General features: G+C 76.3%; 12 protein-coding genes. 7 read left to right on the top strand and 5 right to left on the bottom strand.

All coding sequences use genetic code 11. The features are described 5' to 3' along the window. Positions 1-72: 72 nt before the first annotated feature. The 7 genes from E4A51_RS03155 to E4A51_RS03120 all read left to right on the top strand — a co-directional run bounded on the left by E4A51_RS03155 (position 73) and on the right by E4A51_RS03120 (position 10,194). Positions 73-1,545, top strand: coding sequence for a DUF3375 domain-containing protein (locus E4A51_RS03155; RefSeq protein WP_070320123.1), 1,473 nt, complete (start codon positions 73-75; stop codon positions 1,543-1,545). Then, a complete protein-coding gene (locus tag E4A51_RS18945; protein ID WP_370297444.1) occupies positions 1,538-2,596 on the top strand; it encodes a DUF4194 domain-containing protein in 1,059 nt (352 codons plus the stop codon). Before E4A51_RS03155 ends, E4A51_RS18945 begins: the two co-directional genes overlap by 8 nt. Next, a complete protein-coding gene (locus E4A51_RS03140; RefSeq protein WP_134850831.1) occupies positions 2,593-5,970 on the top strand; it encodes an ATP-binding protein in 3,378 nt (1,125 codons plus the stop codon). Before E4A51_RS18945 ends, E4A51_RS03140 begins: the two co-directional genes overlap by 4 nt. Then, positions 5,967-6,332 (top strand): MazG nucleotide pyrophosphohydrolase domain-containing protein, encoded by a 366-nt coding sequence (locus tag E4A51_RS03135; protein ID WP_240696352.1) that lies wholly within the window; start codon positions 5,967-5,969, stop codon positions 6,330-6,332. Before E4A51_RS03140 ends, E4A51_RS03135 begins: the two co-directional genes overlap by 4 nt. 202 nt (positions 6,333-6,534) lie before the next feature. Continuing rightward, positions 6,535-6,972, top strand: a complete 438-nt coding sequence (locus tag E4A51_RS03130; RefSeq protein WP_070320126.1) for a hypothetical protein — start codon at positions 6,535-6,537, stop codon at positions 6,970-6,972. Between the two features lie 4 nt (positions 6,973-6,976). After that, entirely contained in the window at positions 6,977-7,408 is a 432-nt protein-coding gene (locus E4A51_RS03125; RefSeq protein ID WP_134850830.1) for a hypothetical protein, read from the top strand. 29 nt (positions 7,409-7,437) lie between these two features. Next, positions 7,438-10,194, top strand: coding sequence for a lanthionine synthetase LanC family protein (locus E4A51_RS03120; RefSeq protein ID WP_134850829.1), 2,757 nt, complete (start codon positions 7,438-7,440; stop codon positions 10,192-10,194). 57 nt (positions 10,195-10,251) lie between these two features. Here E4A51_RS03120 and E4A51_RS03115 read toward each other — a convergent pair whose 3' ends face one another. From E4A51_RS03115 to E4A51_RS03095, 5 genes are all read right to left on the bottom strand, one after another. After that, positions 10,252-10,470, bottom strand: coding sequence for a DUF86 domain-containing protein (locus E4A51_RS03115; RefSeq protein ID WP_255430524.1), 219 nt, complete (start codon positions 10,468-10,470; stop codon positions 10,252-10,254). A gap of 109 nt (positions 10,471-10,579) precedes the next feature. Beyond that, positions 10,580-10,876 (bottom strand): nucleotidyltransferase family protein, encoded by a 297-nt coding sequence (locus E4A51_RS03110; protein WP_134850827.1) that lies wholly within the window; start codon positions 10,874-10,876, stop codon positions 10,580-10,582. A gap of 261 nt (positions 10,877-11,137) precedes the next feature. Next, positions 11,138-14,704 carry an error-prone DNA polymerase gene (locus E4A51_RS03105; RefSeq protein ID WP_240696351.1) on the bottom strand — a complete coding sequence of 1,189 codons (3,567 nt, stop codon included), beginning with the start codon at positions 14,702-14,704 and terminating at the stop codon, positions 11,138-11,140. Beyond that, positions 14,697-16,517, bottom strand: coding sequence for a DNA polymerase Y family protein (locus tag E4A51_RS03100; RefSeq protein WP_134850826.1), 1,821 nt, complete (start codon positions 16,515-16,517; stop codon positions 14,697-14,699). Before E4A51_RS03100 ends, E4A51_RS03105 begins: the two co-directional genes overlap by 8 nt. Then, entirely contained in the window at positions 16,514-17,599 is a 1,086-nt protein-coding gene (locus E4A51_RS03095) for a hypothetical protein (RefSeq protein WP_134850825.1), read from the bottom strand. Before E4A51_RS03095 ends, E4A51_RS03100 begins: the two co-directional genes overlap by 4 nt. Positions 17,600-17,711 lie beyond the last annotated feature (112 nt).

Here is a 17,711-nt window from a genome sequence, read left to right as displayed (position 1 = left end):
CGTCGTGCACGATCGTACGGACGGTGGTGTCGTGTCCCGAGCACCCCCGCCGCCCACCTACGCTGTCCCGCGATGATCTCTCGTGCCGAAGGGGCGTTCCTGGGTGCCGTCCGGGCGTTCCAGAACCCCATGCTGGACCTGCTCCACAAGCGGCACGCCCCGCTCGTCGTCGCGCTGCTCTCGCTCGTGTTCACGGCGGAGCGCCCGACCGTGCCCGTCGCCGACGCGCACACCGAGGTCGGCGACGCGCTCGACCAGCTGCGCGCGGCGGGGCACGGCGACGCGCTGCCGGTGGGCAGCGCGCGCGACCTGTGCCGGCAGTGGGCGGACGCGGGGTGGCTCGTGCGGCAGGTGCTCGACGACGACGTCGAGGTGTACCGGCTCTCGGCGCACGCCGTGGGCGCGCTCGAGGTCGCGGGCCGCGCGGGCGGGGCGCGGGCGCGCGTGTCGCAGTCGCGCGTGCGGACGCTGCTGGACGCGGTCGAGCGGCTCGCGGCAGACGCGGACCCGGACGTCATGGTGCGCATCGCGCGGCTCGACGCCGAGGTGAAGCGGCTGCAGGCGGAGATCGCGCGGCTCGAGCGCACGGGCGTGGTCGAGGAGGTCGACGACGACGAGCTGCTCGAGGAGGCCGAGAACGTCCTGCACCTCGTGCGCGAGCTGCCCGCGGACTTCGCGCGCGTCGCCGAGTCGATCAAGGCCATGCAGCGCGACGTCGTGACGGCGCTGCGGCAGGACGAGCGACCGACGGGCGACGTGCTGCGCGAGTACCTGCAGCGCGGCGAGCAGGTCATGGACGCGACGCCCGAGGGCCGCGCGTTCTCGGGCGCGCTGCGCCTGCTGGGCGACCCGCACCGGCTCGACGAGCTCGCGACGCAGCTCGACACCGTGCTGCGGCACCGGTTCGCGGCACGTCTGCCGTCGCCGCGGCGGGCCGAGCTGCGCGACGTCGTGCGGCGCATCGAGCAGGGCCTGGACCAGGTGTTCGCGGCGCAGCGCGAGGCGTCGTACGTCATCACCGCGCAGGTGCGCAACCACGACCCGCTGCGCGACCGGCAGGTCGACGACCTGCTGCGCGACGTCATGACGGGCCTGCAGGAGTGGCTGCCGGGCACGCGCCGCGCGCAGGGCGTCGCACCGCTGCGCCGCCTGCCGGTGGCGGACGTCGAGCACCTGCGGCAGACGCCCGGGGACCTGCGCCCCGCGCAGGCGCCCGACGCGCTGCCCGAGTGGGACGACGACGTGGCCGTGACGGACGCGGACGCGCGCGCGTGGGGCGGCCCGCACTACGCCGACCTCGACGCGCACCTGCGCGCGTTCGGCGCGGACTCCCCCGCGGTCGACCTCGCGGCGGCGTTCAGCGCGGCGCCGCCCGAGCTGCGGCGGCCGGTGGACCTGCTGGGCCTGCTGGAGCTCGCGCACCAGCGCGGCATGACGGAGAGCGACGAGCTGGCGTTCGTGGACGCGGTCCGGCCGGACGGCACGCGCCGCCGGTTCGCGTTCGGCGCGACGAGCACGAGGACGAGGGACGAGAGCGATGACTGACACCGACGTCGTCCGGGACGACGCCGACGGGGACACCGCGGACGGCGGCTTCATCGCGCCGGTCGCGATGGAGGACGACCCGGCCGAGCTGTTCGCGGGCGACACGGGCACGCTCGACGCCGACGTGCGGCGCGTGCTCGTGCGGCTGCTGCAGCGACGGTTCCTGCTGGCCGAGCGGCACCGCGCGCAGTGGCGCACGCTGCTGGAGAACCAGCAGGTCATCGAGTCGCGCCTGCACGACCTGTTCGTGCACCTCGTCGTCGACCACGAGCGCGGCATCGCGTACAAGCGGCAGGTGCGCTCGGCCGAGCTCGACGTGCCGGTGCTGCTGCGCGACGAGCCGTACACGCGCGCCGAGACGCTCGTGCTCGTGCACCTGCGCACGGTGTTCCAGCGCGAGCGCGGCGCCGGTGAGACGTCGGCGCGCGTCGACGTCGAGGAGCTCGAGGCGACGGCGCTGACGTACTTCGACCCCGACGACACGAACGTCGCGGCGCACCAGCGCGAGATCCGCACCGCGATCGCGCGCCTGGTCAAGGACGGCGTGGTCGACGAGGAGTCCGAGGGCCGCTACCGCGTGACGCCGCTGGTCGAGGTCGTGCTGAGCAACGAGCGGCTCACCGAGCTGCGCGAGTGGCTGCGCACGCGCGACGACGCGGGCGCCGCCGCAGGCACGGCGGGCGTCGCCGGCACGGACGACGACGCCCCCGACGACGCGACGGACGAGCCCACGGACGCGGAGCCGGACGACGAGCCGGACGACGACGCGGATCCTGCCGACGGTCGGACCGCGCCGGACGACGAGGACGACGAGGACGGGTCCGGCCCGGGCGCGATCACGCTCGACGACGCCGTGCGCGACGACGGCGTGCGCGACGACGGCGTGCGCGACGACGAGGTCGTCGCGGGCGACGTCGTCGACGGCGGCCCCGACGACGACGCTGCCGGCGACGAGGCGCACGACGACGCGACGTCGGCCGGCGCCGACGCGCCCACCGAGCAGGCGCGCCTGCGCGAGGACGAGGACGAGGACGAGGAGACGGCACCGTGACGATGGTCGACTCGCTGTTCGGGCTGATCCCCGCGGCGTCGACGGGTCAGCAGTGGGTCGCGCTCGACCTGCAGCTCGTCAACTGGGGCGGGTACGACGGCTACCACCGCGTGCGGCTGGCCTCGACGGCGACGCTGCTGTCGGGCGGGTCGGGCTCGGGCAAGTCGACGCTCATGGACGCGTACATCGCGCTGCTGATGCCGCACACGACGCCGTTCAACGGCGCGTCCAACGGCGGCGTCGTGGGGCGTCCGCGCGGCAAGGACCAGCGCAACATCCTGTCCTACGCGCGCGGCAAGCTCGACGAGTCCCGCACCGAGGAGGGCACGCGCGAGCGCGTGCTGCGCGGCGACGGCAAGGACACGTGGTCGGCGATCGCGATGACGTGGGCCGACCAGTCGGGCACGCGGTTCACGGCCGTCCGCGCGTGGTACGTGCCGTCGGCGGCGCGCACGCTCGAGGACGTCGGCGCGGTCCGCGCGACGTGCGACGGGCCGTTCGACCTGCGCGACCTCGAGGCCGCCGCGGGTCAGCGGCTCGTGCGCACGGCGGTCGGCGCGGCGGGGCTCACGTGCTTCGACACCGACCGCGAGTTCACGTCGCGCCTGCACTCGACGCTCGGCATCGGCGCCGCGGGCGACGGCGCCAAGGCCGTCGCGCTGCTGGGTCGCATCCAGGCCGGGCAGCAGATCACGACGGTCGACGCGCTGTACAAGGCGATGGTCCTCGAGGAGCCGGACACGTTCGCGACGGCCGACGCCGTGGTCGAGCAGTTCGACAAGCTCAGCGGCACGCGCGAGCAGATGATCACGGCGCGCCAGCAGGTCAAGGCGCTCGAGCCGATCCGCGAGCACCGGGCCGCGATCGAGGAGGCCGCGGCACGCCTGCGCGTGGTCGACGCGGTCGGCGGGTTCGACGACGGCACGTCGCCCGCCGCGGTGTGGCGCCACGAGCGGCGGCTGGGGCTGCTGCGCGAGGTCGAGGCCGACCTGCAGGGGCGGCACCGCGAGGCGCAGCGGCTCGCGGCCGAGACGTCGGCGCGGGTCACGGCGGCACGCGCCGAGCTCGACGGCGTCAAGGAGACGCTGTGGGCGTCGGGCGGCGACCGGCTCGCGACCGCGCAGCGCGAGCTGCGGGGCGTCGCGGCACGGCTCGAGGAGGTCACGCGGGCCCGCGCACGGCTCGACGAGGTGCTGACGTCGACGCTCGGCGCGTCGGTCGCGTCGCTCGACGAGTTCACCGACCTCGTCGCCCGCGCGCGGCACGCGCTGGCCGACACCGACGCGAAGGCGAACGCGCGGCAGGCGCTGTTCGACGCGATGTCGGAGCGCAAGGAGGCCGCGGCCGACCTCGCGGTGCTGCGCCGCGACCACGGCGACGCGCGGCACCGGCACGACAACGTGCCGGGCGACCTGCACGCGACCCGGGCCGCGGTGGCCGAGGCTGCGGGCCTGACGCCCGAGGACCTGCCGTTCGTCGCCGAGCTGGTCGAGGTGCGCACCGAGCACGAGCCGTGGCGCGAGGCGTTCAACCTCGCGCTCGGCGGGTTCGCGACCCTCATGCTCATCGACGTCGCGCACCTGCAGTCGTTCCGCCGCGCGATCGACCAGGTCCGCACGGGGCGTCGTCTGCGGTTCGAGGGCGTGCCGACGGGGCTGCGCGACGACGTCGGCCTCGACGGGCGCACGATGCCCGGGCGGCTGGACTACCGGCAGAGCCCGTTCACGGGATGGCTCAAGGGTGAGCTCGCGTCGCGGTTCGCGTACGTGTGCGTCGACACGCCGGGCGAGCTCGCGCAGCACGAGAAGGCGCTGACGCGCGGCGGGCAGGTGTCCGAGGGGCGCCGCGGCGCGCACGGCGGGCAGGGCAAGCCGAACGTGCTGGGCTTCACCAACACGCGTCGGCTCGCGGACCTCGAGCGGCAGCTCGAGCGCGCCGAGGAGCGGCTGGCGGCCGCGACCGCGCGCGTCGACGAGGCCGAGGCCGCGTGGGACCGGCACGACTCGACGCTGCGCGCGTACACCGCGGTCGTCGAGCTCACGTGGGACCAGGTCGACGTCGAGGGCGTCACGGCCGAGCAGGCGCGCTGGGAGCGGGTCGTCGGCGAGGTCACGTCGGGCAACCCCGACGTCGTGCAGCTGCAGCGTCGCGCGTCCGAGCTGGAGGTGCTGATCCAGGACCTCACCGAGCAGCTGGGCCGCACCAAGGGCACGGCGACGAGCCTCGGCGAGCAGTGGTCGACGACCACGGACGCGGTCGACGCGGCGCAGGGCGCGCTCGACACCGCGCAGGACGCGGGCACGCAGCTCGACGCCGAGCAGCGCGCGTACCTCGAGCGCGTGCTCGGCGGCGCGGAGCCCGACCTGCCGCGTGCCGGTGAGCACGCGAGCGACCCGGCGGCGGCGCTCGCGACGTTCGACGCCGTGGTGGCACGCGCGGCGGACCTGCTGCGCGCCGACCGGCAGTCCGCGCAGCAGACCGTCGCGGGCGGCCGTGACGCGCTGCGGCGCACGTTCGAGACGTTCGTCGAGCGCTGGCCCGACCCGAACCTCGGCACCGACCCGGACGCGTCGTACGGCGACTTCGAGCGGATCCTCGTCGAGCTGGAGACGCAGGGGCTGCACGAGCTCGAGGCGGAGTGGCGCGCGAGCCTGCTGCGCCTGTCGGGCAACGACCTCGCGGACCTGCACACGGCGCTGTCGCGGTCGGTGCGCGAGATCAAGGAGCGCATCCGTCCGGTCAACGACATCCTCGCGGACCTGCCGTTCGCGGACGACGACCACCGCCTGCGGATCGACGCGCGCGACACGCAGTCCACCGTGGTGGCGCGGTTCCGCAAGGAGCTGCGCGACCTGCGCGAGGTGCTCGCGACCGACGCGACCGACGCCGAGCGCGAGCGCCGCTACCACCGCATGGCCAAGGTCATCGACCGGATCCGGCGCACGTCCCCCGACTTCGTCGACCTCGTCGACGTGCGCCGGCACGTGCGGCTGTCCGCCGAGAAGGTCGACCTCGAGGGGCAGCACGTCGCGCTGTACGACCACATCGGCGAGAAGTCCGGCGGCGAGTCGCAGGAGCTCGTGGCGTTCATCGTGGGCGCGGCGTTGCGCTACCAGCTCGGCGACGCGGGTGCCGCGCGCCCCCGGTACGCGCCGGTGTTCCTCGACGAGGCCCTCATCAAGGCCGACGCGCGGTTCACGGGTCGCGCGATCGGTGCGTGGCGCGGGCTGGGGTTCCAGCTCATCATCGGTGCGCCGAACGACAAGTTCAGCGCGCTCGAGCCGCACGTCGACCTCAAGTACGTCGTGCTCAAGGACGGTGCGGGCCGCTCGCGGACCAAGGCCGTCGCGGGCGTCGCGGCGGACGCGTCGTGACCGCGCACGCCGGCACCGACGTCACGGCCATGTCCGCGCGGGCCGTCGCGGTGCGCGAGCTGTTCGCGCGGCGCGAGGCCGACGCGCACGGGCGCGCGTGGACGACCGAGGAGATCATGCTCGGATTCGTCGGCGACGTGGGCGACCTCGCCAAGATCGTGCAGGGCAAGGAGGGCGTGCGCCCGCGCGCCGACCTCGACGCCGCGCTCGCGCACGAGCTCGCCGACTGCCTGTGGTCGGTGCTCGTGCTGGCCGACGCGTACGACGTCGACCTGCCCGCGGCGTTCGACGCGACGATGGACGACCTGACGGCGCGGCTGTCGTCGCCCCGGTCCTCGACGCCCGGTCCCGGCCCGGCCTGAGGGTCACCCGCGGGCGCCATCGGGGCGAGCCGCTCGCGCGTCTCGACGGCGTGAGCAGGGGCGTCGTACGTGAGCGGGTGAGATGGCGGGCGAAGGCGGTCACGCACCGTTGCGTGCCCGATTCCGCCGCGCCTAGCGTGTGACGCAAGTCACAGTTCGGGGGCGCTGCGACCGGGTCATCCCAGCCCCCGAGGGGGCACGGATGGACCAGCAGAGCTTTGCCCGGATCGTCGAGCGTGCGCAGAAGGACCCGGAGTACCTGAGAGCGCTCGTCTTCGCGCCCGAGACCCTGGTGCCGGACGTCAAGGATCACCTCACGCGACGCCAGCTGGGCGCCGCACTGTCCAAGAGCCCGGCCGAGGTCATCGCCCGGACGATCGGGATCGACCAGTACTGCGGCAACACCTGTACGTCGAGCTGCGACAACACCTGCGGCGGCAGCTGCGGCTTCACGACCAACCTCACGGACGAGGTGGCCGCACGGGTCACGTACTTCGCACGCGACCTCGAGCAGATCGCGGAGTGCGGGAACACCTGCACGTCCAGCTGCGACAACACCTGCGGCGGCAGCTGCGGGTTCACCACGAACCTCACCGACTTCGGCAGCATCGCCGCGCGCGGCGGTCAGGCCTTCCGCTGAGACCGTGGACGCCGAGTCCTTCCGGCGACTCGTCGCCGAGGTCGAGCGCGACCCCGCCCTGCTCGCCGCCCTCCTGACCGGCGGCACGCAGGACACCCGGCTCGTCGACCTGCTGCCCGAGGGGCGCCGCCGCGCCGCCGCGGGCGGTGCGGGCGCCGTCGTGCAGGCACGCCTCGCCCCGGTCCTCGACCGGCGCCGGCTGCTCCTCACGGCGGTCGGCGCGTCGTGCGACGGCAACGTGACGTGCTGCTGCACGTCCGGCACGTGCGGAGGGGTCACGTGCGGGGGCAGCACGTGCGACGTCACGTGCTCGGGCGACAGCTGCGGCAGCACCTGCGGCGACTCGTGCGGCACGACGACGAACCTGCAGTCCGTCGCCGAGCAGGTCACCCGGGGGGCACGCCCCGGGGGCCGCACCGGGAGCGGCTTCCGGTGACGGACGTCGTCACCACCCCCGGGGTCGGCGTGCCACGCACCCGCGCGGACGCCGGCCCCGGGGTCGTCGCCGCGCTCACGGCCGCTGGCCTGGACGTGCGGGTCGCGTGGCCGTGGGCGAAGGTCGGGCGCACCGACCGGCCGTCGGGGTGGAAGCTGCACCTCACGTGCGTGCCGACCCGGCTCGACCACCTGGTGCAGGTGCTGCTCGACGTCGTCGCACCCACGGGCGCGCCGTTCAAGGTCGCGCTCGACGCGACGGTCGTCGCGCTGCTCGACGAGGGCGGTCTCGGTGACAGCCAGGTCGGCAAGGCCGCCACCGTGTACCCCCGCACCGACGCCGAGCTCGGTGCGCTCGCCGCCGCGCTGCGCGAGGTCGACCTGCCCGGTCCGCACGTGCCCGACGACGTCTGGCTGGGCGGCCCGGTGCACGCGCGCTGGGGCACGTTCGACGGCGTCGTCACGCGCGACGTCCTCGGCCAGAGCGTCGTGCAGGTCCGCGCACCCGACGGGAGCCTCGTGCCCGACGCGTACGACCGCGACCTGGCACGGGCACGCTTCGCCACCGCGTTCGCCGGGACGCCGCTGGCCGGTCTGCAGCAGGACCCGCCGCCCGACCCGAGCGGGGTCGTCGGCGGCCGGTACGCGGTGGTCGGGGAGCTGCGTCGCACCGCGTCGGGCACGCTGCTGCAGGCGTTCGACCTCGCCTCCCCCGTGCCGCGCGCGATGATCCTCAAGCACGGCCGCGCCGGCACGCTCGCCGACCTGCACGGGCGCGACGTGCTGGACCGGCTGCGCCACCAGCGGCGCATGCACGAGCTCACCGCCCCGCTCGGCGTCGCACCACGCTGCGACCCGCTCGTCGCCGTACCGGGCGGCGCCGTGCTGCCGCTGGAGTTCCAGGCCGACGACAGCCTCGAGGCGCTCGTCGCGGCACGCGTCTCCGGGCGGTCGCTGGCGACGTGCGCGCCGGACGCCCGGGCGACGGTGCTGGACGCGTTGTCCGGGGCGGGGCGCTGCCTGGCCACGCTGCACGCGCTGGGCGTCGTGCACCGTGACCTGTCCCCCTCGAACGTGCTGCTCGCGCACGGCCGGGCCGTGCTCTCGGACCTGGAGCTCGCGGCGGTGCTCGGCGACGGCACGCCCGTGCACGGCAAGGGGACGCCGGGGTTCATGGCGCCCGAGCAGCTGCAGGACGCCCCGCCGGACCCCGCGATGGACGTGCACGCGTTCGCCGCGCTGACGCTGTTCGCGCTGCTCGGGGTCGACCCGCGGCGCCTGCCGCGGCCTGAGCAGTCCGACGGCTGGCGCTCGCTGCGTCGGCTCGTCCCGGGCGTGCCGGACGCGGCGTGGGCGGTGCTGCGGCGCGCGATGGACGTGGACCCCGCGCGGCGGCCGCCACTGCACGCCGTGCGCGACGTCGTCGACGACCTGCCGCGCGCGGCGCCACCCGACGCCGGGGCCACGCGGCCGGCGGCGGCGCGACCCGTCGGCGCTCGGCGGGCGGCGGCCGTGGCACCCGTCGACGCGGCACGGGAGCGGAGCGGGGCGCGCACCACGCCGACGGGCGGCGCGCGCCCGTCCGCCGGGCTCGTCGGCGCCGCGCTCGCGACGCTCGCGAGCCCTGCCGTGCTCGACCCCGACGGGCGGTGGATCTCGGCTCCCGTGCGTGCGGGGCAGGCGCCCGCCGCACCGGAGGTCCGTCGGAGCCTCAACCGCGGGGCGGCGGGGCCGCTGCTCGTCTGCGCCGGCCTCGCGGGGGCGACGAGCCTGCCGCGCGACCTCGTCGCGGTGTGCCGCGCCAACGCGACGGCCCTCGCCACGGGCCGCGCGGAGCCCGACGCGGGCATGCCGGGTCTGCACTTCGGCGAGACGGGTGTGCTGCTCGCGCTGCACGCCGCGCGCCGCCGAGGGCTGGCGGCCTTCGACGACGGCGACGTGCGGGACCTGTGGGACGCGGTGCTGGCCGACCCGGTGTGGTGGGACGTCACGCACGGTGCGGCGGGCGTCGCGGTGGGCCTGACCCGCCTCGCACCGCTCGTCGACGACGCCGCCGCGCGGGCGCGCGCGCTGCGGCACCGGGACACGCTCGTCGAGCGGCTCGTCGCGGCGCAGGAGCGCGACGGCTCGTGGGTGACGCCCGACGGCGTGGCCGGCATGTCGGGCGAGACGCTGACGGGGTACGCGCACGGTGTCGCGGGCGTCGCGCACGCGCTCGTGGTGCTCGCGCCGCACGTCGCCGACGCCGACCTCGCGCGGCATGCCGTCGAGGCGGGCACACGGGCCGCGGCCTGGCTGCGCGACGGCGCCGAGCGGGCCGACGACGCACTGACGTGGCCGTACGGCGACCGGCACCCGGAGCACTGGCGGTGGTGGTGCCACGGCGCCCCCGGCATCTCCCGGCTGTTCGTGGCCCTCGCGGCGACGACCGGCGACCCCGAGCACGCCCGCACGGCACGGCGCTGCCTGGCCGGCGTCGACCCGGCGTTCGACCCCGCGAACCTCAGCCTGTGCCACGGCCTCGCCGGCGTCGCCGAGCTGCTGCTCGACGCGGGCGACACCCTCCACGACGACGCGCTGCGCGACCGCGGCCGCACGCTCGCCCGCACCGTCGCCCGCCGGCACCTGCGCGGCCGGCAGGACGTCTACTGGGTCGTCGAGGCCCCCCAGGTCATCGGCGCCGACCTCATGGTCGGGCTCGCCGGGGTCGTGCACCTGCTCGCACGGGCGGGTGGTGTGCGGGGGCTGCCGCCGTGGGACGGGGTGGGGGCGGTGGTCGGGACGTGAAGGGCCATCGGCCGGGGCACGAGGGAGGTGAGTCGTCGACCCTGCGACCGAGACGGCTCAGCTCAGCGAGTCCTGCACGTCGCCCAGCTGGGTCAGCAGGGCCGGGATCACGTCGTGCGCCGTCGAGACCAGCACGTCGATGTCGGCAGACCAGTAGCCATGGACGATCCTGTGGCGCAGACCCGCCGCGCGCCGCCACGGGGCCTCAGGGTGCTGCTCCTGCGTCTCGCGCGACACCTGATTCGCCGCTTCGCCGAGCACCGTGAAGTTCCACAGCAGCGCCTCTCACACGGTGGCGTCACGCTCGACGGAGGCCGTGTCGAGGCCGGAGGTGAGTGCAACGATGCGCGAGGCTGCATCGATCATCTCGGAGACGAACAGCAGGTCAGGCCGCAGAGAGCGCTTGGGCCTCCGTCTCGATGCGCGACCGCAGGAGCGGATGCACCGCTCGGCGGGAGACCAGATCGACCGGCCGCCCGAGGATCGCCGACAGCTCGTCGGCCGCGTCCACGACCTCCCAAGTCACGTGCCGCCCCGGGAGCAGGTCGTAGAGCAGGTCGATGTCAGAGTCCGTGCGCTCCTCGCCGCGTGCTACCGACCCGAAGACCTCCAGCTTGGAGAACCCGTACCGCGCACAGAGTTCGACCAGCGCGCGGTGCTGACGCTCGTCGAGGCGGATCATGGCGACAGGCTAGCGGCCGGCCCACCGCGCCGGGACGCAGCGATCGCGAGAGGGGCACACCGGCATGGGTAACCCCGACTCCGGTGGTGCCAAAGAGATGCGGGCCATTCACCAGCCCTCGGTGGCGCCCACCAGCCAGGTGTCGAACACCGGGCACCGCGGTCGAGCGGCGTCGTCGTCGCGCCGGTCGTCCGTGCTCGTCACGCGCCCGGTCTCGCAGCGCACCGCCATCACGCCCGCCGATCCCGGGCGAAGACGCCGTCACTGGAAGTCCCGCGACCGGCTCCGGACCTTCAACGACAGCGGGCTGAGGTGCTCGGCGACGAGGTTCGTCGCGCCGTCGGCCTTCTCGAGCCGCCCGCGCACGACCATCGCCTTGGCGGTGCGCGCGGTGCGGCGGAACCGTTGCCACAGGCCCGCGGAGCACACGACGTTGAGCAGGCCCGTCTCGTCCTCTAGGGACAGGAACGTCACGCCCTGCGCGGTGCCGGGGCGCTGCCGGTGCGTGACGACCCCCGCGACGGCGATGCGCCGCCCCTCCTCGGTGCGGAACACCTGCTCGACGCGCAGCACGCCCGCCTCGTCGAGCCCGTCGCGCACGAACTGCGTGGGGTACGAGTCGACCGACACGCCCGTGGCCCACACGTCGGCCGTCGCGACCTCGACGTCCGACAGCCCCGGCAGGGTCGGGGCCTTGACGCCGACCGCGACGCCGGGCAGCGTGTCGGGGCCCTCCTGCGCGAGCGCACCCGCCGCCCACAGGCCCGAGCGCCGGTCGACGCCCATGCCCTCGAGCGCACCGGCCGTCGCGAGCGCCTCGAGCTGCGCGGTCGTGAGCTGCACGCGCTGCACCAGGTCGTGCAGGTCGACGAACGGGCCGCGTGCGGTGCGCTCGTCGACCAGCGCCCGCGCGACCGGTTCGCCGATCGTGCGGATCTGCGTGAGCCCCTGCCGCACCGCGAGCGACCGCGGCGCACCGCCCGCAGCGCCCGTGCGGACGCCCGGCTCACGCACCGGCCCCGTGCCGCTGGGCATCGGCACGAGCGGCGGCTCGCCACCCGGCGGCGTGGGCCCGACGCGTTCGACGACCGCGAGCACGTCGGACGCCTGCACGTCGGGGCGCAGCACCTCGACGCCGTGGCGGCGCGCATCGGCGGCGAGGGACTGCGGCGAGTAGAACCCCATGGGCTGCGCCGCGAGCAGACCCGCGTAGAACGCGGCGGGGTGGTGCACCTTGAGCCACGAGCTCGCGTACACGAGGAACGCGAACGAGTACGCGTGCGACTCGGGGAACCCGAAGTCCGCGAACGCCTTGAGCTTGTCGAAGATCTGCTCGCGCACGTCCGGCTCGATGCCGTTGCGCGCCATGCCCGCCATGAGGCGCTCGCGCATCGCCTCCATGCGTTCCATCGACCGCTTCGAGCCCATCGCGCGGCGCAGCTGGTCGGCCTCGGCGGGTGTGAAGTCGGCGACGTCGATGGCCATCTGCATGAGCTGCTCCTGGAACAGCGGCACGCCCAGCGTCTTGCCGAGCGACTTCTCCAGCAGCGGGTGCAGGTACGTGACCTTCTCGCGGCCCTTGGCCCGGTTGATGAACGGGTGCACCGACCCGCCCTGGATGGGCCCGGGCCGGATGAGCGCGACCTCCACGACGATGTCGTAGAACTTCTCGGGCCGCAGGCGCGGCAGCGTGCCCATCTGCGCGCGGGACTCCACCTGGAACACGCCGACCGTGTCGGCCGCCGACAGCAGCGCGTACACCGCGGGGTCCTCGTGCGGCAGGCCGTGCAGGTCGAGCGTCACGCCCTCGTGCTTGCGCACCTCGGTGAACGCGAGCCGCAGCGCCGTGAGCATGCCGAGCCCCAGCAGGTCGAACTTCACGAGCCCCGCGTCGGCGCAGTCCTCCTTGTCCCACTGCAGGACCGTGCGGCCCTCCATGCGCGCCCACTCCACGGGGCACACCTCGATGACCGGCCGGTCGCACATCACCATGCCGCCCGAGTGGATGCCCAGGTGCCGCGGCAGCCGCAGGAACCGTTCGGCCAGGTCGATGACGTGCTCCGGGATGTCCTCGGACTCCGCGGCCGACGGCGGCAGGTGCGTGGGCACGACGTCGTGGTTGTCGGCCGTCGGGCGGCCCGGAACCTCGTGCGACGGGCCGACCGGCCCCGAGCGCGTCAGGTGCCACCACGGGCTCGGCTTCTCCTGCCCGCGCAGGCTCCCCCACCGCTCGATCGACCCGCTCCACGCGTCCTGCTGCCCCACGTCGTACCCGAGGGCGCGCGCGGCGTCCCGCACCGCCGAGCGCGGGCGGTAGGAGATGACGTTGGCGACCTGCGCGGCGTGCGCGCGGCCGTGCGTCGCGTAGACGTGCTGGATGACCTCCTCGCGGCGCGCGGACTCGATGTCGACGTCGATGTCGGGCGGCCCGTCGCGCTCGGGTGCGAGGAACCGCTCGAACAGCAGCCCGTGCGCGACCGCGTCGACCGCGGTGACGCGCAGCACGTAGCAGACCGCCGAGTTCGCGGCCGAGCCGCGCCCCTGCGCGAGGATCCCGTTCCGCCGGCAGAAGTCGACCAGGTCGTAGACGACGAGGAAGTACCCGGGGAACCCGAGGTCCTCGATGACGCGCAGCTCGTGCTCGAGCTGCGCGTACGCACCGGGCACGCGCTCGGCGTCCGGCGGGCCGTACAGCTCGTGCGCGCCGCGCCGCACGAGCTCGCGCAGCCACGACGCCTCGGTGTGCCCGGGCGGCACCGGGTACGGCGGCAGGTTCGGCGCGACGAGCGACAGGTCGAACGCGCACTCCGCCGCGAGGTCCGCCGCGGCGGCCACCGCGCTCGGGTGCCGCCGGTGCAGGTGCAGCATCTCGACGGCCGAGCGCAGGTACCCGGTGGGCCCGCCGGGCAGCCAGCCGTCGAGGTCGTCGAGCGACGAGCGCGCGCGCACGGCCGCGAGCGCCTGCGCGAGGTCCGCGTCGCGCTCGGTCGCGACGTGCGCGTTGCCCGTCGCGACGAGCGGCAGCCCCGCGGTCGCGGCCAGCTCGGCGAGCGCGTCGGCGCGGTCGGTGTCGTACGCGTCGCCGTGCATCGTCGTCTCGACGGCCACGTTGTCGCGCCCGAACAGCGCGACCAGCCGGTCGAGCTCACGGCGCGCGGCGTCGAGCCCGCCCGGGGCGACGCCGAGCACGCCCGACGGGTCGCCGCCCGCGAGCGCGCGCCGCACGGCACCCTTACGGCAGCCCGTGAGCACGAGCCACTGCCCGGCGGCGGCCTCGGCGAGCTCCTCGAGCCGGTACTCGGCGGCGCCCTTGCGCCCGGTGCGCAGGTGCCCCTCGGCGATCGCGCGGGACAGCGCGCGGTACCCGTCGGGGCCGCGCGCGAGCACGAGCAGGTGCGACGCGCGCGGGTCGGGCACGCCCGTGGGGGCGTCGAGCACGGGCGGGCCGGGGGTGGGGCGCTTCTCGCGCGGGTGGCGGCGCGGGTCGGGTGCGGGCAGGTGCAGCTCGGCGCCGAACACCGTGGGCAGCCCCACGGACCGCGCGGCCTGCGCGAACCGCACGACGCCGTACAGCCCGTCGTGGTCGGTGAGCGCGAGCGCGGACAGGCCGAGTCGCGCGGCCTCGGCCGCCATCTCCTCGGGCTGGCTCGCGCCGTCGAGGAAGCTGAACGCCGAGTGCGCGTGCAGCTCGGCGTACCGCGGGGGCCACGCGGCGCGGTCCGGCGCCGCGCGAGTGGGCGCGGTGCCAGCGGGCACAGTGCGGGCGGGCGCGGTGCCGTCGGGCGCGGTGCGGCGGTCGGGCCCGCCGGGCACGGGTCGCTCAGTCATACCCGGCCTCGCAGGTCCAGGCGCCGTCGGCGTGCGTGAGCAGCACGGCTCCCCCGTCGTCGAACGCGACCTGCAGGTGCGCGCGCACGCGCGGCGGTGTGCCGGGGTGGGCCCACCAGCGGTCGGTCAGGAGCCACGGCCCGGCCCAGCCGGTGACCACCCGCGCGCCGTCGGAGGCGCGTGCGTCCGCTCCCCGACCCTCGCGTGCGCCCCGGCCCTCGCGCGAGCCCAGGCCGTCACGCGCACCACCGGGCGCACGACGGCCCGCGGCGGGCTCGTCAGGGCCGGGCGCGAGGACCCGCACGGTCCCGAGCGGCGCGCTGAGCAGGCCGCGGGCGTCGATGCGCACGGGCTCGCCGCGCACGTCGCGGACGTCGACGCGCACGGGGTCGACCAGCACGGTCGCGGGCGCGGGGTCGGGCAGCCGCCCGGGCCACGGCCGGTCGACCGGGCGCGGCGGGTCGCTCTGCTCGCCCCACGGCCGCACGTGCACTTGGTCCCGCACGTCGCGCCCACCCTGCAGGGTCGCGGTGAGCACACCGGCCCCGCCGACGATGCTCTGCGCGCGTTCGAGCGCGCGGTGCGCGCGCAGGTCGCCGCCCGACGGCCCGCCCCACAGCTGCGGGGCCTCGGCCCCGGCGGGGGCCACGTCGAGCGCGGTCAGCGTGAGCCGCACGAGCGCGACGGGAGCGACGTCGTCGAGGTGGTCGACGTCGGCGGGGACGTCCCGCTCGTCCGCGCCGCCACGCCCCGGGGTGCGGCCGGCTGCGCGCTCCTGCTCGCGGACCTCGCGGCGCCGGTCGCGCGCGGTCGCGACGGCCGACGCCGTGAGCCACCCGTCGAGCTGCCAGCGGATCCGGTCGGTGATGCGCGCGGCCGCGAGCGCGCCCCACCCGCCCAGGTCGGTGCGCCACGTGCGGACCAGCTCGGTGCCGTCGTCGGTGCGCGCCGCGACCTGCAGGCGCCCGCACGTGACGGACCGCGCGACGAGGTCGGCGTGCAGCTCCTCGGCGAGCCGGCGCCCCGCGAACGCCGCGGTGTCGACGCGGTCGACGGGCGGGTCGAGGTCGGCGCTCACCTCGAGGTCGGCCTCGGGGCGGCGCCGCGCGGGCGGCCGCTCGTCGAGCCCGCGCGCCAGGGTGTGCGCCCACATGCCGCGGCGGCCGAAGCGCGCGTGCACGTCGGGGGCCGGCAGCGCCGCGAACGCCCCGAGCGTGCGCAGCCCGAGGCGGTGCAACAGGTCGACGAGCGCGGCGACCTCGACGGCCTGCTCGGGCCCGGTCGTGGCGTGCACGAGCTCGGTGACGCCGTGCGCCGCGAGGAACACGGCCGACGCGCCGGGCTCGACGACGGCCCCGCTGCGCGCCGCGAGCACGGCCGCGAGCAGCCCGTCGGCCGTCCCGACGCCGCACTCGTGCCCGGTGGCGCGCGCGACCGCGTCGACGATCCGCTCGGCGAGCGCCTCCTCCGACCCGTGGTACCGCGACGCCCCACCCGCGGGCAGCAGCAGCAGACCGGGCCGCGCGACCTCGACGCCCGCGACGACGGTCTCGGTCGCGGCCGCGACGGGCTCGAACAGCCGCGCGTCGCGCGCGTCGTCGGCGAGCAGCAGCACGAGCTCGGGGCACACGCCTTGCGCCTGGCGGCGGCGCATGCCGCGACGCACGCCGTCGGCGCGCGCGAGCGCGGACACGGCGGTGACGCGTCGGCCGTCGTGCACCGCGGACGGCACGTCGACGGGGACCTCGTCGGCCGTCATCGCCGCGACCACGGGCCAGTCGGGCACCCAGACGACCGTCGTGCGCGTGCTCATCCGACCAGCCGCAGTCCGCCGGCCGCCGGGGTGCGGCGACGCACGGGTCCGGCCGGCACATGCTCGCCGGGCGGGGCGAACGGCAGCACGACGTCGGCGGACGTGGGGACGGCCGCGCTGCCGCGGCCGGTGCGGCGGACCGTGAGCGCGCACGTGCGCAGCCGCCCGTCGCCCACGCCGACGCCCGACCACCGGGCCGCGCCGGCCTCGAGCACGACGTGCGCGCCGGGCCACGCGACGGTCGTCACGAGGGCGGCGCCGCGCTCGCGCGCGCGGGCGGACAGGCGGCGCCGGTCGGCGTCGGCGAGGGGCGCGTCGGGGCCGACGAGCACGACGTCGATGCCGTCGACGAGCGCCGCGAGCACGGTCGCGGCGTCGGGCCCGGGGTCCGGCACGAGCGCGAACCGCGCGAGGTCGACGCCAGCCTGCGCGGCGGCGAGCAGCCCGAGGCGCGGGTGCCCCACGGCGACCGCCCACGCACCCGACGCGCACGCGTGCGCGAGCACGCCGAGCGCGAGCGACGTCGAGCCGAGCACGGTGGTGGTCGCGCCGCGGCGCAGGCCGTCGGGCAGCAGGTCCGCGAGGGGCGGAGGCACGGGCAGCGGCGGACGCTCGCTCGTGAGCAGCGACGTGCGGCGCGTCGGCGCGTCCTCAGCGAGAACGGCGGGCACAGCGGACGCAGCGGGCACGGCGGACGACGGTGCGGACGCGGGCGCGCCGTCGGGCACCGGGCGGACGCCGGCCAGGTGCTCGGCCCGCTCGCGCAGCACGTCGTGCACGTCGCCCCGGGGCTCCGTGGCCGCGGGCGACGCGACGACGCGCGCGGTCGGCGCCGCGGCGCGCCCGGGCAGGTCAGGGGCCGTCTCCCCCGCCGGGTCAGGCGCGGACGCGGGAGCGCCCGGGGCCGTCGAGCGCGCGCCGGTCGAGCGTGCGGCCGCGCGCGCCGCGGGGGACGGTGCCGCGACGGTCCCGCCGACCGCGAGCTCACCGGTCAGCACGCTGCGGGCACCCGTCCGCCGCTCGGCGGCCGCGAGCGCGGCACGCGCGCGTGCCACCCGCTCGAGGGTGCTCGTCCCCGTCACGCTGCTCCCACCCCTCGTCTCGCACCACCATCGACCGGCTCGTCCGTGGGGTCGGACGCGCGCCGCCGGCCCCCTGGCGACGACGGGCGCCCGACCCGCGGATCGAACACGT

Origin of the sequence: Cellulomonas sp. HD19AZ1, from assembly GCF_004535805.1 — a bacterium.
GTDB lineage: Bacteria > Actinomycetota > Actinomycetes > Actinomycetales > Cellulomonadaceae > Cellulomonas > Cellulomonas iranensis.
This window is presented reverse-complemented; position numbering and strand designations above follow the sequence as displayed.